The sequence below is a fragment of the Pseudomonadaceae bacterium SI-3 genome, assembly GCA_004010935.1.
Taxonomy (GTDB): Bacteria; Pseudomonadota; Gammaproteobacteria; order Pseudomonadales; family Pseudomonadaceae; genus Stutzerimonas.
Window position 1 is genome coordinate 3,661,868 of the sequence record CP026511.1, and the last position, 19,704, is coordinate 3,681,571.

Annotated in this window: 16 protein-coding genes and 1 pseudogene; 11 read left to right on the forward strand and 6 right to left on the reverse strand. The window is 51.6% G+C overall.

All coding sequences use genetic code 11. From position 1 onward, the window contains the following. The first annotated feature begins 139 nt into the window (after positions 1–139). The 4 genes from C1896_17125 to C1896_17140 all read left to right on the forward strand — a co-directional run bounded on the left by C1896_17125 (position 140) and on the right by C1896_17140 (position 3,741). Entirely contained in the window at positions 140–991 is an 852-nt protein-coding gene (locus C1896_17125) for an HAD family hydrolase (GenBank protein ID AZZ46483.1), read from the forward strand. Positions 992–996: 5 nt separating this feature from the next. Next, positions 997–1,707, forward strand: coding sequence for a hypothetical protein (locus tag C1896_17130; GenBank protein ID AZZ46484.1), 711 nt, complete (start codon positions 997–999; stop codon positions 1,705–1,707). Positions 1,708–1,978: 271 nt separating this feature from the next. Then, positions 1,979–2,584: a hypothetical protein gene (locus C1896_17135; protein AZZ46485.1), complete on the forward strand. Its 606-nt coding sequence runs from the start codon at positions 1,979–1,981 to the stop codon at positions 2,582–2,584. After that, the gene (locus C1896_17140) at positions 2,581–3,741 is read left to right on the forward strand and encodes a hypothetical protein (GenBank protein ID AZZ46486.1); all 1,161 of its coding nucleotides are present in this window, start codon (positions 2,581–2,583) and stop codon (positions 3,739–3,741) included. The genes C1896_17135 and C1896_17140 overlap by 4 nt, the downstream gene beginning before the upstream one ends. 2 nt (positions 3,742–3,743) lie before the next feature. On the opposite strand, the gene C1896_17145 is transcribed toward C1896_17140, so the two are convergent. Then, entirely contained in the window at positions 3,744–4,541 is a 798-nt protein-coding gene (locus C1896_17145; GenBank protein ID AZZ46487.1) for a DNA methyltransferase, read from the reverse strand. Positions 4,542–4,987: 446 nt separating this feature from the next. Between C1896_17145 and C1896_17150 the strand changes: the two genes are divergently transcribed. Further along, positions 4,988–5,212, forward strand: coding sequence for a hypothetical protein (locus tag C1896_17150; protein ID AZZ46488.1), 225 nt, complete (start codon positions 4,988–4,990; stop codon positions 5,210–5,212). 220 nt (positions 5,213–5,432) lie between these two features. On the opposite strand, the gene C1896_17155 is transcribed toward C1896_17150, so the two are convergent. Beyond that, positions 5,433–6,017, reverse strand: a complete 585-nt coding sequence (locus tag C1896_17155) for a glutathione S-transferase (protein ID AZZ46489.1) — start codon at positions 6,015–6,017, stop codon at positions 5,433–5,435. Next, positions 6,014–6,442, reverse strand: a complete 429-nt coding sequence (locus C1896_17160) for a glyoxalase (GenBank protein ID AZZ46490.1) — start codon at positions 6,440–6,442, stop codon at positions 6,014–6,016. The genes C1896_17155 and C1896_17160 overlap by 4 nt, the downstream gene beginning before the upstream one ends. Before the next feature lie 113 nt (positions 6,443–6,555). On the opposite strand from C1896_17160, the gene C1896_17165 reads away from it, so the two are divergent. The 6 genes from C1896_17165 to C1896_17190 all read left to right on the forward strand — a co-directional run bounded on the left by C1896_17165 (position 6,556) and on the right by C1896_17190 (position 13,242). Continuing rightward, entirely contained in the window at positions 6,556–7,452 is an 897-nt protein-coding gene (locus C1896_17165; GenBank protein AZZ46491.1) for a LysR family transcriptional regulator, read from the forward strand. A gap of 217 nt (positions 7,453–7,669) precedes the next feature. Continuing rightward, positions 7,670–8,131, forward strand: coding sequence for a hypothetical protein (locus tag C1896_17170; protein AZZ46492.1), 462 nt, complete (start codon positions 7,670–7,672; stop codon positions 8,129–8,131). A 437-nt stretch (positions 8,132–8,568) separates the two neighbouring features. Then, positions 8,569–10,980 carry a hypothetical protein gene (locus tag C1896_17175; protein ID AZZ46493.1) on the forward strand — a complete coding sequence of 804 codons (2,412 nt, stop codon included), beginning with the start codon at positions 8,569–8,571 and terminating at the stop codon, positions 10,978–10,980. Beyond that, the gene (locus C1896_17180; GenBank protein ID AZZ46494.1) at positions 10,955–11,419 is read left to right on the forward strand and encodes a hypothetical protein; all 465 of its coding nucleotides are present in this window, start codon (positions 10,955–10,957) and stop codon (positions 11,417–11,419) included. Before C1896_17175 ends, C1896_17180 begins: the two co-directional genes overlap by 26 nt. Next, positions 11,397–12,569, forward strand: coding sequence for a hypothetical protein (locus C1896_17185; GenBank protein AZZ46495.1), 1,173 nt, complete (start codon positions 11,397–11,399; stop codon positions 12,567–12,569). Before C1896_17180 ends, C1896_17185 begins: the two co-directional genes overlap by 23 nt. 280 nt (positions 12,570–12,849) lie before the next feature. Then, positions 12,850–13,242: a VOC family protein gene (locus C1896_17190; GenBank protein AZZ46496.1), complete on the forward strand. Its 393-nt coding sequence runs from the start codon at positions 12,850–12,852 to the stop codon at positions 13,240–13,242. 135 nt (positions 13,243–13,377) lie between these two features. Here the strand turns inward: C1896_17190 and ggt are convergent, their stop codons facing one another. The 3 genes and pseudogenes from ggt to C1896_17205 all read right to left on the reverse strand — a co-directional run bounded on the left by ggt (position 13,378) and on the right by C1896_17205 (position 19,466). Further along, entirely contained in the window at positions 13,378–15,051 is a 1,674-nt protein-coding gene (ggt, locus tag C1896_17195; GenBank protein ID AZZ46497.1) for a gamma-glutamyltransferase, read from the reverse strand. 188 nt (positions 15,052–15,239) lie between these two features. After that, a pseudogene (locus C1896_17200) lies at positions 15,240–15,834 on the reverse strand (lysine transporter LysE). Between the two features lie 125 nt (positions 15,835–15,959). Beyond that, entirely contained in the window at positions 15,960–19,466 is a 3,507-nt protein-coding gene (locus tag C1896_17205) for a phospholipase (GenBank protein AZZ46498.1), read from the reverse strand. Positions 19,467–19,704: the final 238 nt, after the last annotated feature.

A 19,704-nucleotide genomic window follows, 5' to 3' on the forward strand; every position in this document is an offset into this window, starting at 1 on the left:
TAAAAATGTAGCCTTTTCGCCCATCGAAGCGACCGAGCTACAATTCTTTTAGCTCACAAATGCACGGACCGGCTGCGCCCATTAGGCTCCGCTTATTAGTTATAGTCGAAGGGCGACGCGGATCGACTCAGGGAAAAATATGACTAGAAAAATCGCGCTTATTACCGATGTAGACAACACACTTTATGACTGGTTTGACATTTGGCACTCATGCTTTACCGCAATGCTCGACCAAACGATTGAAATTTCTGGACTGCCTAAAGAGGTTCTCTTACGAGACATTCAGCAGGTTTTCAGAAGACACCACACTTCTGAATATTCGTTCGTACTCGAAGAGTGTGAGGTACTAAAGGAAAAATTCGGCGACGATATACGGGATCGTCTCGACCCAGCGATACAGGCATTCAGGTTGGCGAGAAGTAAATCATTGAGACTTTATAGGGGCGTCAAGGAAGGTCTAACACAGCTAAAAGAAAACAACATCAAAATAATCGCGTACACCGAGTCACTTCAGTACTACACGGTTGCACGACTAAAAGCGCTTGAAATTGATGGCCTTATCGACGTTTTGTATTCGCCACCCGACAGCGAAAGCAGATTGATCGAGCTTAAAAGCAAGAAGATTGATACCCCGTTAAAAGTCAAAACAACACCAAAGCAAGAGTTTAAACCAAATCCTCGTATTCTGAGGGCGATTCTGGAAGAGAACAAACTTGAACCAGGGCAGTGCATATACCTTGGCGATAGCGAAATGAAGGATATCCAGATGGCCAATGATGTTGGCGTGTTCAGCGTTCTTGCTAGCTACGGCGCACTTCATTTTGAAAGCAGGCCTGATGACTACAACCTACTAAGAGCTGTAAGTCACTGGTCCGATGAAGACATTCTTAGAGAAAAGAATTTAAAAGAAACTAAGCTGCATGCGCAGCCGGATTCAGTAGCTGAATCGTTCGCGGATATCTTACCTTTCTTTAATAAAAGCGACGAGTAAGCAACATGGATGAGGTCGAAGTAAAGCTTGAGCTATGGAAGAAGACCATTGAAGTGCAGATGCACTTTAATGAGCTGGAGATGAAGATCCGGAATTTTGCGATCCTGCTGATCTCCGCGTTTGTAGGTGGAGCGGGACTGGCCCTTAAAGACGGTCTTAACATAACAAGGCTTGATACCTCGCTAGCGTCTGTATTGCTCTACTGCGCTGCGTTCCTAACTGTAATTTTCTATGCAGCGGATCGTTTCTGGTATCACCCGCTCCTGTTAGGCTCTGTAACGCATGCGATGGCAATTGAAAGTAGTTTAGCTTCGCACGGCTTTCCGGAGTCCGGATTGACTAGCGCAGTGGGAAAGGCTAGCGCAGTAACTGTATGGCCTACGACATATAAGATTAGAAGCAGCAAAAAAATTGCTCTTTTCTATATGCCTATGACCGCTATTTTTTTAACACTTGGATTTCTGCTACAGGACTATAAACCAGCTCCAAAAACTGCCCAATCGCAGACTTCTGTACAGCACAGTGATCATACTAACGCAACGATGGAAACTGGAAACGCCAATCAGAAAGCCGATCCATCGGTAGTTACAATAAATCTAAATAATAGTCACTCTTGGCAAACCGAGCTAGATAGACCAAGTGCTGATGAGAATGTAGAGCGCTGCTTGAGGCAGCTTACGGCTGTACAAGATGGTAGGCTTTCATGTGGCAAATAGCTTATATAACTAACGAACATTTAAGGGCTCTTTCACGTCGCGATGCTGTATGACCGGAGTTATCAGTTGATGATGCAGATGCGGGGTGTAGTGAGGCCATCGCTTCCTCTAACCGCCCCTTTTATGGATCATTAAGGCCGAATGTGGAGCCGATCAAGTAATTCCCGAACTAGAGCGCGTTATTGAACACGGACGATTCACAAGGCCAGAGCCTATATGGGTAATTAAGGACCTAGTTGCGGAGAGAGAATAACAATGGGGCGTAAAATCAATGGAAAATAGAAACATTTTAGTAAAATTAATAAGATCTTTGCCGCTGATCGATGGGCTACCAGATCTGGAGTTGGATCATTTTAAGTCAGCGGCGAAAGAGCTTTTCTTTACAGCCCTGCTCTCCACATCGCCCCTTTGGATAGGTGCGTTTGCAGCATCACTAATAAGTGCCGGTACAAGCCAGTCTGCAGAAATAGACATCCTTGGGATAATGTGGGAAAACTTAAAATCCTCCATAAACACCGGAGCATTGATAATCTACTCTGCGGCACTTATAGCACCAGTTATATATATAGCTACCCAAGAGGCCAAAGGGACAACGAACTCTAAAATATTCCCCTCCAGACCTTGGCATATATTATTTGCGCTTATCATCCAGATAGTCGGATGTGTTTACTTTGTAATTCAGTTCTTGCAGCTAAGCATGAATCAGCAGTTTGCATTTTACTTTTCCATATATTTATTTCCATTTACATTAGTACTTCTTTTGATAGCGTTCTGCTACAAGAACCTGATATTTGAAATGGACCCCTTACGAGAAATGGAAAACTCAGACAAAAATTTTAGTGCGAACTACTCCCGGCATCGGAGGGGTCAACAATGAAACAGCAAGACCTACTGGACAGCACGCTGTACGACAGACAAATTCATATTAAATGTATTAAGATCAAGCAGCCCATCGGCGAATTTTACATTGGAAGCATTAACAGCAAGAACCTGAAAGAAATCACGTTCTCCGACGTACGCAGAATGGAAGGCGAGCGTGGCTTTGAAAGCTATCTTGGCATTCAGCGACCGCTGTCACCATCTCGTGTCAAAGAGATCTCCCAGTATACAAAGACAGTTGACGCCTGCTTTCCGACAGCAGTGCTTTTATCTGTAAAAGCTCAGTGTGCAGAATTCAACGATGAAAACGGAATACTGACGCTGTCCCCTTACAAGTCAGACGACGATGAACTACCGAGTATTCCTATAACACATCTAGCAAATGTAATAGACGGACAGCATAGAATCGCGGGATTACATGACTACGCTGGTAGTGACTTCGAAATTAACGTATCTATCTTTGTTGATATAGATGTTTCGACAGAAGCTTATATATTCTCAACTGTAAACCTGGCACAGACAAAGGTAAACAAAAGCCTAGTTTATGACCTATATGAGTTAGCCACCACACGCAGCCCTCAAAAGCTTTGCCACGAGATTGCAGTGGCCCTGGATAAAGACGAGGAGAGCCCGTTTTTCAACAGGATAAAAAGGCTAGGTTCAGCGCAGAGTCATAACTTGCCTGGTAGCATCACTCAGGCAGCGTTTGTACAAGCGCTGATGAAGTTTATCTCAGACAACCCCATGCGAGATCGAGACACTTATCTGCGAGGAAAGACACCATCGTTAAATGATGGCGATCTAAACAAGCTAGTCTTTAGAGAATTCTTAATTAAAGAAAAAGACTATGACCTTACGGACATCTTATGGGACTACTTCGAGGCCGTGAAGAACAGATGGCCTATAGCTTGGACCAGCAATGATAAAGGAATAATTTTAAGCAAAACGAATGGATTTATGGCTTTTATGCGATTTCTTAGGGATGCTTATTACCACCTCAAGAAGGAAAAGCCAGAAATTTCAGATTTCAAAAAAATATTTGATAAGATGAATTTTGATGATGAGTATTTCAATACCGACAACTTCAAGCCAGGGACAAGTGGAGAATCAGCTTTATACAAAGCTCTACTAAGTAGCCGCTCCTTAGAGAGCTGAGCTCACCAGCACCTGATAGCGAGTTCTTGGTAGACACCACGGAACTCGCTTTTTCCAGAAAGAACATTGCTTCGCGAAAGAACTATCTGATCAAACCCATCATAAAGAGATGAGATCGACTCATGATTGGCATTTAAAACAAGAACCTTTGCCCCGCGCTCAGCAGCCCGAACCACTGCATCCCGAAGCCGAACCTGGTCCTCCCATTTAAATAGAATTTCATTGTATTTAATAAATCCATTATAATTATGCTTAACAGTATAAGGAGGATCTACAAAAACAAAATCACCAGCAACTGCGGCATTAATACTCTCTTCAAAATCTCCGACCCTAAAGCGCGCACCCCTTAACAGCTCAGCCACTTTAGGAAACAACTCAATATCAGCAAGAACATTGACTTTTGTTCCAATCGGAACATTGAACTCGCCTTTCAGATTTACCCTATACAGGCCATTCCAACAAGTTCTATTCAGATAAAGGGTTCTAGCAGCCTGCGCAATTCGACAGGCAGGTATGAAAGCTCGCACTTCATAATAATAATCAGAACAATGCAGCTGCTGATGAGCTTTTAGAAGCTCTACCACAAGCTCCCAGCTGTCTTTGATAGAAGAATAGACGTTGATCAACTCAGAATTTATATCTGAAAGCAGTGCCGAAGACGGCGACAAATGAAAATAAACAGCCCCGCCCCCAAGGAATGGTTCAATATAATTGAGGTATTCAGTAGGAAAAAGATCACCAGCCTTCCTGATCAACCAGCGCTTTCCGCCGGCCCATTTTATAACAGGCTGAAGCTCCATCTTTCAATTCCAAATAAAAGCAGAAATAATAGCCAACCGCTTTCCAAAAGTCTAGTTTTTTATAGTAGCAAGGTGAGGTGCTAGGCTTGGATGTATATATAGCTTCTTAAAAACTTATGATGAGAGGCGCCAATATTGCACAGATATGCAGCAAAATATTTTTCAGCGCGCATTAAAACTTACTAAATCAAATACGCATCCGCGCCAACAAGCGGTGACTACATTGGCGGTTTTTTCTGAAAGGTTCAGGGAAGACGAGGTTCAAGGACGGCTGCAAGCCCAGGTTTATGGGTTTTTCTGGTGTTGCGAGGCGCTACACAAGTGATTCATAATGCTGGGGTCTGGGGTTCAAGTCCCTGCGTAGCCACCAATTCAAGAAAGGGTTCAGCGAAAGCTGAACCTTTTTTTTTTGGCCGCCGTTTAGCCAACCGCACCGAGAGCGCACCATGAGAGACGATTTCGACAACCTCCGCGCAGAGCGCGAAACGCCCTACCTAGCCGTTCCCGCCAACGCTGACAAACATGCCGGACTTTGGAAACAGATCGCGATCGGCATCGTGGTTGGGCATCTGTCGTTGGCGTTGATAGGTGCGGTGGTGTGGATGGTTGCAGCTCAGCTGCTTGTTGGAGATTTGCAAATCGTTGCGCCGTGGGCTGGGAAGCAGGGTTAAAAACCCCAGCCCCACCGGAACGCTTGTTCTCAGAACATAAACGCGCGCCCTTTTGTCGTTGATCTAGTGAAGCCGAACACCCACTGCCTCCAACAGCCCATCGGCTTGCACGAGGCCGAGAAATGGGTGTACCGAAACTGGTGATTTGCTTTTAGGCTGAAGGCCAGCACGGCGACTCGGTCGCTCACCGGTCGCCGCAGAAGGTAACGCTGCCCACACGTCAGGGCCTCAGATAACCCGACAAGCTCTCGATGCGCGCCATCCAGCGGGCCACGTGGCTGTACGGCGTGAGATCCACATCCCCTTCCGGCGCCAGCACCACGTAGGGGTAGACCGCGCAATCGGCGATGGTCGGTCGGTCGATCGCCAGCCAGTCGTGGCGCTGAAGATGATCGTCCAGCAGCTTGAGCACCGCCGGTGCCTTGGCCAGCGCCGCGGCCTTGTCCAGCGGATAGCCGAACTTCTGCACCAGCCGCGCCGCATTCAGGCTCTGCTGGATCTCGTTCGCGGTGAAGGACAGCCACTGCACGATCTCCGCCTGCCCACGCGGGCTGTCCGGCCACCACGCTAGGCCGCCGTATGCGCCGGCGAGGTAGACCAGAATGGCCTGCGAGTCGCGGACGATATGCCCGCCATCGTCCAGAATCGGCAACTGCCCCAGCGGGTTCAGCTCGGACAGCGGCGGATGCTTGTGCGCACCATTGGCGAAATCCACGGCCACCAGTTCAAGCTCGATATTTGCCAGCGCAGCGAACAGCCGCACCTTGTAGCAGTTGCCGGATGGACCCAGGTCATACAGTTTCATTGCGCACCTCCTCTGATGAGCTGATTGAACTCAAGAACGTTGCCGTCCGGGTCGCGGATGAACAACGCGATCCGCCGCGGACCGACGGGATGCGGCCCCTCGGTGATGACGATGCCCTGGGCCTCGAGCCAATGCTGGAGCGCCGCGAGGTCATCGACGATAAACGCCGGATGGGTCATACCGGGCCGCTTGACCGGCGCATCCAGCAGCACGTTGTGCGCATCAGGCGCACGCGCACCGTTGAAGATCAGGTTGATGCGCACGCCGTCCGGGCTGAGCATTTCGTTCGCCTCGAACAGCGGAAAGCTCGCGCTCTCGGCGAAGCCCAGCGCCTGGTAGAAGGCCATCGCGCGCGGCCGGTCGCTGACACGAATGCCGATATGGTCGTAGGCGAGAATGCGGGCGGGACTGGCTGATTGATGCATGTGCGAAACTCCAAGAGACCTCAGTCCCTGAAGCGTCATCCGCCCTGCGGGTTTCACCTATGCCGCCGGCCTGACAACATCTATGCAGCGATCGCACAAATCCAGGGGTGGCAATGGACAAGCTCAAGGCAATGGCCAACTTCGTTCGCATCGTCGACAACGGCAGCCTGAGCTCGGCCGCCGATGCCACCGGGCAATCCGTGGCGTCGGTGGTGCGCTCACTGGCCGCGCTGGAACGCCACCTCGGCGTGCGCCTGCTGAACCGCAGCACCCGGCGCATGGCACTCACCGACGAGGGCGCTGAGTACCTGGCCTGGAGCCGGCGCATGCTGGCGGACTTCGCCGACATGGAGCAGCGCCTGGAGGCCAGCGACGGCGCCGTCCGCGGCCTGCTGCGCATCACCGCGCCGGTCGAGTTCGGCCAGCGCTACGTCGCGCCGCTGGTGAACGAATTTCTCAAGGAACATGCAGAGATCCGGGTCGAGCTGAACCTGAGCGACCAGATCGTCCCGCTGCTCGACGAACGCCTCGACCTCGCCCTGCGCATCGGCCACCTCCCCGACTCGGCCATGGTCGCCCGGCAGATCGGCAGCACCCGGCTGGTCACCTGCGCCAGCCCCGACTATCTGAGCAACGCCCCCGCCATCGACACCCCGGCAGCATTGGAGGACCACGCCTGCATCCTCTTCGCCGCCCAGGGCCGCCACTGGTACTACCGCCACGGCGAAAAGGAACAGGCCGAAGAAATCACCCCACGCCTGACCTGCAACCATATCCGCACCGCCAGCCTGGCCTGCGTGCAAGGCCTCGGCATCACGCGGCTGATGCACTATCAGGTCGCCGATGAACTGGCTGATGGTCGTCTGGTAAGAGTGCTCAGGGATTACGAACCTAAGGATCTGCCGATCCAACTGGTCTACCCGCACGCCTTGCAGCTATCGCCAAGAGTGCGGGCGTTTGTGGAGTGGGTTTGTCCGAGGTTGGAGAGGGGGTTGCCGGGGTTGGATTAGGGACCGGCCTTGTTCGGCCGAACGCTGGCAGTTGCAGTTGAGATTTTTCACGTTAAATCTACAACCTCGCAAGTCTGGGATTACCTAATCTGGAGCCCCACCTTCCCGAATCATTTCTCTTCAAAAGCTATAACTATTGAAGTAGCGTTTCAAGCTTTAGATGATTAGCATAAACCGTCAATTATAGAGCTTCCTGAACCAGGCAAACCGAGCCCATATGAGCAACAAGAAAAAAGACAGAAGCAAAAAAAAACCGGTCGACCTCAACCTATTTTCAAAAGGCTGGACGGACTCGCCCGGCTCGATTGACGTTAAGGTTTCAAACAAATTAAAAGAATGCAGCAAAATTAAAGACTACAAATCCATAACAAGAATTGCGACAAACCCGCAGCTACCCAAGTTATTTGTACCGATCTTTTCAGAAAACAAAGCCCACAAAGTCTACAACGTATCAGAATTCATATCTCCCGAAGCATATTTTTACTGGATAACAGGATTATTTCGCGCCAACGCTTTAATTCTACGCAGCTTCAACGAGTCGAGAAAAGCTTTTAATATAGCTCTTTTAAATAGCGATACGGAGGCGGCAGAAAATTCGATCAGATTAATAGACGAACTGTGCTTTAACTGGTGGTCAACAGAAAACAGCCTGCACTTATTAAAAGAAATTAAACACTAGACACAAAGCCAAGTATAGAAAAAATAAAATCTAGATTCCCAAAATCAGGAGTATCCGCACTTCTAACAACATTATCGGAAAGCAGCTCTACAGACGTATTCAACAGCTTAATACAAGAACAACTAGAGGAATATAGAAGCTCAGGCCTTAGCGACGTAATAGCTTACGGAGCAATTTTATCTTCCAAATTTTTACCTCTATCGAAAGACAAAGGCAGAGATTTAAATACAAACTCGCTTTATTATTTTTGCACAGAGTCTATCTTAGACCAGTACTTACTTCTCCAAGCAATTGTAGCTGACACCTACGCTAGAGGCCTTCCGCTGGATACGCTGCACCATAGAACAATATTAGATATCGCCCAAACCACTCAAGATGAATATCTAACTAATTTTTTACTACCAAATAACCATCAGGAACCTTTTTTAGAAGATATATTGGAGAAATATACAAACGGAGAATATTTAACTGTAGCAAATGAGATCAAGACAGATATAAATACGAAGCGATTCGGCCTAATTGAACTGTATGCCCGAGCCAGATTAAATTGCAACCTAGACGACAACGATAACTTGTATGACGAGCTCGCAAACGCAATAGGCCGAATACTTTCTCTTAGTAAAACATCCAGCGAAGACATCTCATTCATAAAGAAAATATGCGCAAAATTTAGAAATGAGAGCTGGTCTAAATCACTTTTCTTTCATTTCACTAAAATACTTGAATGCATGAACTCTCAAGAGGAGATAGAGTTAAACCGCAGGCAATCCATGGTACTTGGTTGTTTCAACACCCCCCAAGGATATGAGCAACATTTCAAGCCACAAACGACTTCATTAGAAACTTCAAGAAAAATCCCCGAAGGAAGACTACTAAAACACAACCTTTCTTTGTGTCTCGCAAAGAAAGAACTGAAGCGCAAAGACTTTCCCATAGAGTCGGACTACCTTAAAACCCAATCAAATATATATATAAGCCAAGGGAAGGCTCTTGAGGCGATAGATTTCGCAATCAATGAATACCTACGAAACAAAAATGCGTTTCTTCACTTGCCCATTAAAGATCTCTGCCGGCTGACATCAGAAATATCTCGATCAAGCCAAGATGAATTCCTATCATGCCTCATCATTTTAGATATCTATGGAAGGGAGCTTGCCAGTCAATTTGACGATCAGAAATCAGACATTTTTGAAGATTTTCTTATTTCCTGCAACACCCATAAACCTTCAATGATATTTCAAAGTCAGACCCTGAACTCAAAAGAAATCTATTTCTTAAGGAATATCTGTACTCCGACGCTACTTGACAACATCATTTACTTTTCAAACAACGATGAGGTTATCCACGAACGAGTCTCCATTATTGACCTCCTAATAGAAACACTAAAACATACCCAAGAAGCCGAAGTAGAAGCACTTAACATTGAAAAAGACAAAGTAGTAGAAGGTCTATTTGCTGACAAACTTAGAGCAAAAATAGAAACAGGCAAGCTCTATGTAGACGTTCAAGCTCTTGAATCACATCGCACCCACTTATATAGGTCTCTTTTCGAAAAAGCCAAACAGATTAAAGGCGGCGTGCTTTTGGATACAATTGAGGATCGTGAAAACGTCACCACTTCAAATGACGTCTTCCAGATATCAAAAAGCGATTCAGACGAAATACCTCTAGTAATTGCCGCGAATGATAAAACCGAACTAATTACAAAAATTTATAATCAGTGCGTAAAAGACTTTGCCCTCAACGATGACTACGGACTTGATAAATATCTTAGCGCCGAAATACGGCACAACGTGTTTGTCGGCCAAATACGCTCATGCTTTGAAAAAGCTAATCTTATTACGGAGCGATCAGAGCAAGGATATACCACTAACACTTACTGGATGACCAAATACCATTACGTATCACAAAACGTTACCAGCAACGTAGACGAAGTACTGAAAGCATTCTCGAACAGCATTGACAATATACTATTGGAGATAAACGAAAAATTCAAAGTGAGCACAAGAGCAGAAGATGATTGCATTTTCAATTTCGCCACCTATTACGCCAGAGTACAAAAAGTATCAAGCATCGCAAGCTCATGCGACAGTTTTGAAGCTTTTTTTAGCGAGCTTATAGAATACATGTGGGACTTGTCGGGCGAGTTTGCCAAGTCAGCACAAAGCATAATTAATGATGTACTTACAAAAAGAGTCAATACAGAGATAGAGCGATTAGAATCCAGCATTTCAGCTGTCAAAGGTGATGCTGCAATGGTCAATTTGATGGATGAAATTAGAGCTGTCCGCTCAAGCTTCTCTAAAGAAGTAGAATTAGTAATAAATTGGTTTAGATTTGTCGGATCTAATGACAGCCATAGCCATGAACGACTAGGCGTCGTCATCGAAGCCACCGTTTCTGCATTTGAATCAATATATGGTAGGAAAGATCTAGAAATCCAGTTCATACAGGCAAGATCAAATATCTCACTTAACTATAGAGAAGCAAGATCACTATTCATTTCGCTTTTTACTGCCATGGAAAATGCTTCGGCATATCGGGCAGCAGGCACCCCAATTAGCATTGAGCACTCCTGCATAGGTTCGCAAGATATAATCGAGATCACAAACGTTATTGACGCTAGGCACCAACCAAAATGTGCCGAAACGTTTATTTCTTCTCAAAAAGCAAGATGGCTGAATAAAGAGCTACGCTTAAGTAGAGCAGAAGGTGGGAGCGGCCTATATAAAATGAGCAACATGTTAAGCAACAGCTCCGACGGCTTTTGCTTTGAGATAAAAATCAATAAAAATTACTTTACAGCAATTGTAGGTCTTGAGCATGAATATTTTATTAATCGAAGATAATGATTTAAAGAGAGAAAAAATCTTTGATCATTTAAAGCAACATACTGCGTTCAAAATAATTGAAGCAGCTTCTTATAATAAAGGATTATCAATCGCTCTAGAAAGAAAATTTGATTTAATAATTCTAGACATGAGCATGCCGACCTTCGATAGAACTGACGAAGATCGCGGTGGACGATTCCGCGTATTTGCAGGCAGAGAGATCGCAACCAGATTAAAAAAGATCAACCGATTACCGCCTTTCGTTGTACTTACAGGATATAGAGAATTTCGTGACGACTCAGGAAAGCTCGACTTCGAGCAGATCGGCGACTTGCTCTCTGAGCTAAAACCAAGCTTTAAAGGAATTATTCATTACGACTCGTCCAGCTCATCGTGGAAGGACAAGCTGACTAAGGTTTTAGAGACTCTAGAGCATGATCAAAATTCTTATAACTGATGACAGCCCAAAACGACCAAAAGCAATTATTGATGCCGTAAGCAAAACAGAGTTTTGTAATCTCGTACAAATAACAACTTGCGTATCAGCAGATAAAGCCAGAATTGAACTGCTCGACACTATTGATATTTTAGTTCTAGATATACTTCTCCCCAAAAAAGACAATGGTACGCCTCACTCCTCTCACAGCATTAACTTGCTGAAAGATATCTGTGATCCGACTAAGAGATATATTCGCCCGAAGACCATCATTGGCTTGACAGCTGACATATCAGGTCTAACCTCATATCAAGATGAATTTATCAAGTACGCGACTTCCGTCTTAAGCGGCTCAGCAGACTCTAGCAGCTGGTTAACAACTTTGCTTACAACAATAGAGAGTTATGTAGATGGTGAAAGAAAAGCACAATCACGCCTTAAGGACTCGCTGCTGATTACAGTTCATGGCATCCGAACTTACGGCAAATGGCAAGACGACTTAAAATCAGCAGTTAACTCGTATTCAAGATCATTTGACTATATCGACCTTAAATATGGATTCTTTGATCTAATTTCTTTCACAATCCCCAGCTTGCGGGAGCGTAAAGCTCGAAGGATCTCATCTCGCCTTAAAGATATTATTGAAAGCAACCAAAACAAAGAGATACACATTATATGTCATAGCTTTGGAAGCATTATTTTATCTAAAGCCATGCACAAGTATTCAGGCAAGAGAATCAAGAATATTATTCTATGTGGCAGCCCTATCCCACATAGTAAAAACATTGACCACATTGTCGCAAAGGCGGAATTAACGATAAATGAATGCGGCACAAGAGACATAATTTTAGTTCTAGCGAGAACTTTTCTACTAGGCTTAGGCGACGCAGGGAGAGTCGGATTTACTAGAGAACACTCAAGTTCATTCATAAACAGATACTTTGTGGGCGGTCATTCACTATACTTTGAAAATATGATAAATCCATTCTGGATTAAACACTGGATCCCAATCCTAACCGTAAACTCCGCACCCGAAAAAATTGATCAAAGAGAGAACTATTTTGGGGAAGATTTAGCAGAGCTCATTATAAGTTCGTTCACTATATTTAAACCATTATTATACATATCCCTCAGCACCATTATTATATGGTGGGCCTTTAGCGTTTTCTGACTAAGACTATGGTTTCATATCGGCCTGGATGACCTCTTGTTTAGGAGAAGAGAGCGGCAATTATTTTACGTAATGTTCGGACCGACGCGTCGAAGAGCATCCAAGGTAGATATGGACAGCGTCGGTGGCTATCAACCAAATGCGCATACCAGTTGCGTCGGAGCGGGATGGTTCGTTACTTACCGCTCAGAGCCAGATATCTAATTTAGCCCCGCCCATGCCCCAGTGCTAGAGTGCGCGCTCCATAGCCGCACAACTCCAACCACATAGCGAGGCCCCCATGCTCAACCATGTAATGGTCGGTTCGAATGATATTGAACGGTCGAAGCGGTTTTACGATGCCGTGCTCGGCGTACTCGGCGCAGGCGAGCCGCTGCGCAATGTGGCCCCGTCCGGGCACACCCGTCTGTTCTATCGCCACGACGGCAGCCTGTTCGGTGTCACCGAGCCCATCAACGGTGAGGAAGCGACCGTCGGCAACGGCGGCACGATTGGCTTTAAGTGCAGCTCGGCCGAGCAGGTCAAGGCGTTTCACGATGTAGGCGTCGCCCATGGCGGCACCACCTGTGAGGAGCCGCCGGGACTGCGCGAAACCAGCCTTGGCGCGTTGCACCTCAGCTATGTACGCGACCCTGACGGCAACAAGCTGTGCGCCATCTACCGCCCGCAGTAACCTCCCCGCTCTCTCAACTCCGCACACCCCATGTGCGGCGTTGAAAGCTGAACGTCATGCGCCGCTTGTTGTAGCGGCGCATATCGGTTCACTAGACGGCAGCGATTCCCTCCGCTTGCTCTCTCCCCTCGCCCATCAGGGTTTGACGACCTTCCCCACTCCACGCCCGCGCGGGTCTGACCCGGTCTGCAGGCGCGTGCCGTCGACGCGAATCGCCTGGATATCACCCATCAGCCAGCCCTGATCCTCCAGCGTGTAGCCCATGGCTTTCAGCTCGTCGGCAACCTTGCCGGTGAGCGGTGCGTGGGCGTCGTAGTAGATGGTGTCCTTCGGCAGTAGCTGGTGGTGCACGCGTTGCGAGGCCACGGCTTTTTCCAGCGGCATGTCGAAGTCGTAGACGTTGTTCAGCACCTGGAAGATCGAGGTGAAGATGCGCGAGCCGCCAGGGGTGCCGAGCACCAGGCTGACCTTGCCGTCACGCGTGACGATGCTCGGGCTCATGGAGGACAGCATGCGTTTGCCCGGTTCGATGGCGTTGGCGTCGCTGCCGACCACACCGAAGGCATTGGCGACGCCCGGCTTGGCACTGAAGTCGTCCATTTCGTTGTTGAGCAGAAAGCCGGCGCCCTTGACCACCATACCGCTGCCGTAATCCAGATTGAGGGTGTAGGTGTTGCTGACCGCGTTGCCGTCGGCATCGACGATGGAGAAGTGGGTGGTCTGCCTTGGCTCAAGGCCGGGACGCACCTTCTCGGTTTCGGATATGGCCGTGGGGTTGATCTCGGCTGCGCGCTGCTTCAGGTACTCCGGCGATGTCAGCTTTGCGACCGGCACGTCGGAATAGTCAGGGTCACCGAGGTAGTCGGCACGGTCTGCAAAGACGCGCTTCTCGATCTCCGCCAGCAGATGGATGTAGCGTGCCGAATTCAGCTCGACGCCCTTGAAGTCGGCGGCGCGCTGCTCCTTCATGCCGATCAGCTGCGCCAGGGCGATGCCGCCGGAGCTGGGCAGGGGCGCGGTGTAGAGGCTGTTGCCCTGCCAGTCGACACGCATCGGCTCGCGCCATTTGACGCGGTAGGCGGCCAGGTCCTCCTTGCTGATCAGCCCGTCGTCACGCTGCATCTGTGCAACCAGCAGGTCAGCGGTTTTGCCTTTGTAGAAATCATCCGGCCCCTTGTCGGCGATGCGCTCCAGAGTCTCGGCCAGCTCCGCCTGGCGGAAGGTGGAACCGGCCTTCATGGCGCCGAAGTAATCCTCGAAATTGGTCGTACCGTTGAACAGGCCGAGGGCGTCGTCGCGGTACTGGTACTGCTGGTCGGCCACCGTGAAGCCTTCACGGGCATAGCCCACCGCCGGGGTGATGAGCTCGCTCCAGGGCAACTTGCCGAAGCGCTGATGGGCCTCCCACATGCCCAACACGGTGCCGGGTACGCCGGAGGCCCTGGCGCCGACCAGGCTCAGGTTCTCGATCACCTCGCCCTTGTCGTCGAGGTACATAGTCTTGCTGGCGGCCTTGGGCGCGACTTCCCGGTAATCCAGAAAGTACGGCTTGCCCTCGATGTACAGCGTCATGAAGCCACCGCCGCCGATATTGCCCGCCTCGGGGTAGGTGACGGCCAAGGTGAAGGCGGTCGCCACCGCGGCGTCCACCGCATTGCCGCCGGCCTTGAGCACCTGCGCGGCGACCTTGGCGCTGTATTCATCCGGGGCTGCGACCGCCCCGCCCTCCAGAAGCGCGCCGTGGGCGATGTGGCCCGTGGCGACGATCGCCACGGCAAGGGTCAATCTGCTGATCTGAAGCAAACGCATCGTGCTCATCCTTATTGTTGTGATTGCCGCCGCCCCGCAATGGCTGGGCGGTTATCACCAACATAGACAATGGGCGCGAGGTGTAGGTGCGCAGCGGATCGTGCGGTGCTGAACGGCTCGACAGATGCGTTCGGCCTGGGGCTGCGATATCCGGCGGGCCGCTGCGCAGGGCGCGGCTTCAGGCTGCGCTACGGGGCGGTGGAAGTCGCCAACCTCACCCCAAAGGCGACCAGCACACCACCGGTCACGCGATCCAGCGCCTTGGTCAGTGCGGGTCGACGCAACAGCTTCCCTAGCGGAATCGTCGCGGAGATCAGCACGGCGAACCAGGCCAGGGACAGCAGCACATGCAGGCATGCGAGAAAGAACGAGTAGGCCGCAACATCCTTGCCAAGCGGGACGAACTGCGGCAGGAAGGTGACGTAGAACACGCCCACCTTCGGGTTGAGCAGGTTGGTCAGCAGGCCGCGCCAGAAGACTGGCCGTTGGCGGAAGTCGCCGTGCCGGCACCCGCATCGAACGAGACGCGCGGTTTGAAAACCAGCCGCGAGCCCAGCCAGATCAGGTAGGCGGCGCCGACGAACTTGACCACTGTATAGCCCAGCTCGGATGCCTGCAGCAGCGCGCCCAACCCGAGTGACACCGCCACCCCCAGGCCAGGCAGCCCAGGCAGATCCCCGCCGCGGCCAGCACCGCCTGACACCACCCTTCCAGCGTCGCCGTGCGCAACACGATGGCGGTATCCACACCGGGTGTAACGGTGAGCAGTGAGGCGGCTGCGATAAGGCGAGCATCAGCGGAAGGTCGATCATGCGTCAGTCATCCAGATAGTCGAAGGCAAGGGATCGATCATCTACCGGGGTCCCGGAAGCGTGCCGCGGCTCGGTGATACACCCGGCTGGCCGCCGTCAGATATCGCCACGGCGAATCACCCGTTGCATCAGGCTGGTGCGGTTGACTACCAGTTCGCCACTGACATCCGCGCCGCGATAGACCATGGATGTCTCGTGGTGCACATAGTCGCCATGGCGTTGCGCGCTCAGCCAGTTGAACGAACCTACACACAAGAGTTCGTCGTCGGCCATGACGATCTTGCTGTGCACTTTATGGACGATGCGTACCTCGACACTGCGAGCCCTGAGCGCGGCGATCGCGTCCCTGAACTCGGCGATGCGTTGCGGATCGCCGTTGGGCTCGGTGCGCTTGATGCCGGTGTTGAAGCGCAGGTCGGTATACACAGTGACCTGAACGCCGCGCTGCACCGCGTGGCCCAGGAGTTCCAGGGCACCACTCTGCTGCATCCATCGCTCGATCACCCAGGGCGTCACGATCTGTACCTGATGATGAGCCGTTTCCAGCGTCTGCTTTAGAAAACCGTCGTGCTCCGCAACGTCATGCAAGTGGATCAGACCGGTACGTGGCGTCTGCAAATCCTGCCTGGGCTGCGGCTCGAAAATCAGCTCGCTCGCTGGATCAGCGAACAGAAACTGAGCCAGCAGCCCACGCGGTTTGCTGACTGGTTGCTGGCTGAACAAGTCCATGTCGCCAAATACCAGAAAGCTGTCCTTGGCCCGCGATACCGCTACGTTGAGCATGCTGTCCTTGCGGTCGATGAACTGGCCGTCGGCATGTTTGGAATAGACCGAAGAAAAGATCACCACTCGCCGCTCCGCCCCCTGGAAGGAATGGACAGTGCCCACCGTCATTTCCCCATCACCCTTACCGGTGCTGATGCCCAACGCTTCACACGCCTGGGTGATCGATTGCGTCTGCGCACCGAACGGCGTGATTACGCCAACGATTTCCCATAGTTCCTTTCCATAGCGTTCTGTCAGATCGGCTTCGTTCGCTTTGAGCCACGCGGCGATCGTCTGCGCCTCCAGCAGGTTATGGCGGCTGCCGCCGTGGCTCTGCTGGCAGATCCCGTCGATATGCAGATAGCCCAACCCAGGCAGGCCGCCATCCGGTTTCGGGCCCCGGCGCGGTTGCAGCTTGCCCTTGTAGCAAAGGGCGTTGCAGTACTCGATGATCGAGTCGTAGCAGCGGCGGTGCTCGTAGAGATACATGCCGCGCGCAAGATCAGGGTCGTAGTGATAGCGGCTGGTCGCCTGGGCGATCGCCATGACGCTGCCATTGGCGGCACTGCGCCCGCCTTCGCAGAAGGCGGCGTAATCGTCATCCACGTTGTCGCGCGCCAGTAAACCCGCGCTGATCAGGTTACCGATATCGACGGCAGCCGGAATCGACCAGATCGGCTCGATCTGCTGGGTATCGCCGATTACCAGCGCTTGCCTGGCAAGCGCGAACGACGGTGCAGCAACCTCGGGCAGTACCTGCCCGGCCTCATCGACGATCAGCAGATCGATGAAGTCGAGTGCATAGGCGTCTACGAAACCGTTGCCGTCATGCCGCTTGCAACGCAGCTCCTTCGGCAGCATGAAGAACGTGGCAACCAGGCAGGGTGTGAGCTTCATCCAGCGCCGCCAGTTCTGCTCCAGGGTCTTGCGACCCGTCTTGTTACGGCTTTTGAGAATCTCCGACAGGTTCTCGGCGACCTCAATCAGCCAGCGCCCTTCCCAGTAATGAGTGGTCAGCAGGAATATCTCGAAGCGCAGGGACGTATCCGCCCAGCTGTCGCAGTCGTTGAGGGTAACTTCGGTGGCGGGCTTGTCCGCGGGCATCGGCAATACCGCTATCGCGCTCTGCCAGTTCGCCAGCTGGCGCTGTTCGGCCTGCAGCAGTCCCTGCGCCTGCTGCAATTTCGCTTCGGCGGTTTTCTGCGCCTTGCTGGCTTGCGCTACAGCGGCGGTCAACCTGGCCTCGATTTCCCCCACGCTGGCAGCACTCTGCAGGTCGGACGCGGTTTCATCGAACTGCAGTTTCGCCAGACGCAGCCGTTTGCCGGCAACCGGGCCAAACCAGCCGAACAAGGTGTAGAGCAGCGGCTCATGGGCGAGGTAATGCTTGAAACGAGCCAGCAGCGTTTGGGCATCTGCCACCTGATCGGCACAGGTGCGCTGCTGTGCTTCGAGCTGTGCGATAGCGGCCTGAGGGTCTTCACTCAGCAGTGCCAGGATCGCATTGCGCCCCTCGACCAGCCTGGTCCAGGCCTGCTCGATATTCGCCAGCTGCTGTTGGCGGCTGCGTATCGCGTCGCGCAGGCGCTCGACCGTGTCCGCAACGCTCGGGCTCTGCATGTCTGGAAAGGCATCGGCGGCGTGCGCGAGATAAACCAAATGAGCCTTGTCCAAGTAGTCTTGCGACTCGAGCTCTGTGAAGAAGCTCCGAGTCTGGTACGTGCGGGACATTTCCGCTTCCGCCGACGCCTTGGGAAAGTAGGCGCCAAAGCTCTTGATATCCGGCAACCAGCGGCCCGCGAACGGGCCGCTGCCTGTTGAGAAATCCTTGCCGAACGCAGTGATGATGTTGGTTACGGCCTGGTTGTTGGTGGAACTGGCCACGATGACCGGCGGCTCCCCGCCCGCCACAGCGGCCTTGGCCCAAAGCGACGCGACGACCGAAAGCAGTAGTGTGGTCTTGCCGGTACCGGGCGGCCCGTTGACGGCGAGAATACCGCCGGATCGCCCATCCAGCAGATGGGTCAGACTGTCCCGCTGGGCAGGCGCCAGGGCGTATTCGTCGCCCGCATGAGCGAGTCGTTCGGCAAACAGTCCATTGGCCGGGAGGCAGAGTTCGTCAGGGCTGCGCTCACGCTGGGCGAAGCGCTCGAACAGCGGCACCTCTGGCCTGGTATCACGCAGATGGTCATAGAGCGCAACGATATGGCGGCTGAAGCCCTCGACCTTCTCCTCCTTGAACAGGTAACCAAAATCGGCCAGCTCGAAGCCATCCGCCTTGCCGTCCCACCCGTTGCTGATTTCGCGGAGCATCTTCATGCAGAACTGCAGATATTCGCGCCAGTTCTCCTTATGCTGATCGTCGCTCAGAGCTTCGGCATCTACAGGCGGGTCGAACTGTTTGGCATCCTCAGCGGACAGAAACGCATCCAGGTCGGCCTGCGCGCCAATGGCGAAGTTGTCACGGTCCAGCGGTTCGAGAATGTCGCGGGGCATCATGGTTTGCGCATTCGGATGGAGCCGACCATCGCGACTCACCGAAACCTGGCAGATAACCGGAGTGATGATTGCCGGCAGGCCGTTGCGAACCCGGCCATGCTCGCGGCGGGCCCGGTAAACCCAGGGGCGCAGGGTGATCTCGATACTAGGTCTGTCGTCGGGTTCGTTTGCGAACAGCTGGTTGACCTGCGCCTCGGAAAGGCACCCTGCCGCAAGAGAACCCGAAGGCAGAACGGTAAGTTTCTCAGCCTGACTGGAGGACAAGGCGCCATTGCCGTTTTCAGCATCGGCCAGAGAGTTCCGCCAGTAGCTGGCGAGCTTGAAAGCGTAGTCGTTCATCGTCGGAGTCAACTCGGCCTCTGATGCAACGTGAAGTGGAGGATATGAAAAGCAGGTTCGAGCGTAGCGACTCAGGCAGCGTAAGGCCAATCAGAAGCAAGGCCTCTGGCATAAGGGTTAGCGCCTATAAGGCGGCGCTCGGCGCGGCTCGCGCAGTGGTCGGAGGTAGCTTGAGTGATTGAAAACTCACATCGGAGCCGACTGTAACCGGCTGACCACGCTGGAAGCAGTTTGCCAG

What these genes read in the sequence shown, in the direction of transcription:
- C1896_17125 (AZZ46483.1), top strand. Translation starts at nt 140, where the DNA reads ATGACTAGAAAAATCGCGCTTATTACCGATGTAGACAACACACTTTAT.
- C1896_17130 (AZZ46484.1), top strand. Translation starts at nt 997, where the DNA reads ATGGATGAGGTCGAAGTAAAGCTTGAGCTATGGAAGAAGACCATTGAA.
- C1896_17135 (AZZ46485.1), top strand. Translation starts at nt 1,979, where the DNA reads ATGGAAAATAGAAACATTTTAGTAAAATTAATAAGATCTTTGCCGCTG.
- C1896_17140 (AZZ46486.1), top strand. Translation starts at nt 2,581, where the DNA reads ATGAAACAGCAAGACCTACTGGACAGCACGCTGTACGACAGACAAATT.
- C1896_17145 (AZZ46487.1), bottom strand. Translation starts at nt 4,541, where the DNA reads ATGGAGCTTCAGCCTGTTATAAAATGGGCCGGCGGAAAGCGCTGGTTG.
- C1896_17150 (AZZ46488.1), top strand. Translation starts at nt 4,988, where the DNA reads ATGAGAGACGATTTCGACAACCTCCGCGCAGAGCGCGAAACGCCCTAC.
- C1896_17155 (AZZ46489.1), bottom strand. Translation starts at nt 6,017, where the DNA reads ATGAAACTGTATGACCTGGGTCCATCCGGCAACTGCTACAAGGTGCGG.
- C1896_17160 (AZZ46490.1), bottom strand. Translation starts at nt 6,442, where the DNA reads ATGCATCAATCAGCCAGTCCCGCCCGCATTCTCGCCTACGACCATATC.
- C1896_17165 (AZZ46491.1), top strand. Translation starts at nt 6,556, where the DNA reads ATGGACAAGCTCAAGGCAATGGCCAACTTCGTTCGCATCGTCGACAAC.
- C1896_17170 (AZZ46492.1), top strand. Translation starts at nt 7,670, where the DNA reads ATGAGCAACAAGAAAAAAGACAGAAGCAAAAAAAAACCGGTCGACCTC.
- C1896_17180 (AZZ46494.1), top strand. Translation starts at nt 10,955, where the DNA reads ATGAATATTTTATTAATCGAAGATAATGATTTAAAGAGAGAAAAAATC.
- C1896_17185 (AZZ46495.1), top strand. Translation starts at nt 11,397, where the DNA reads ATGATCAAAATTCTTATAACTGATGACAGCCCAAAACGACCAAAAGCA.
- C1896_17190 (AZZ46496.1), top strand. Translation starts at nt 12,850, where the DNA reads ATGCTCAACCATGTAATGGTCGGTTCGAATGATATTGAACGGTCGAAG.
- ggt (AZZ46497.1), bottom strand. Translation starts at nt 15,051, where the DNA reads ATGCGTTTGCTTCAGATCAGCAGATTGACCCTTGCCGTGGCGATCGTC.
- C1896_17205 (AZZ46498.1), bottom strand. Translation starts at nt 19,466, where the DNA reads ATGAACGACTACGCTTTCAAGCTCGCCAGCTACTGGCGGAACTCTCTG.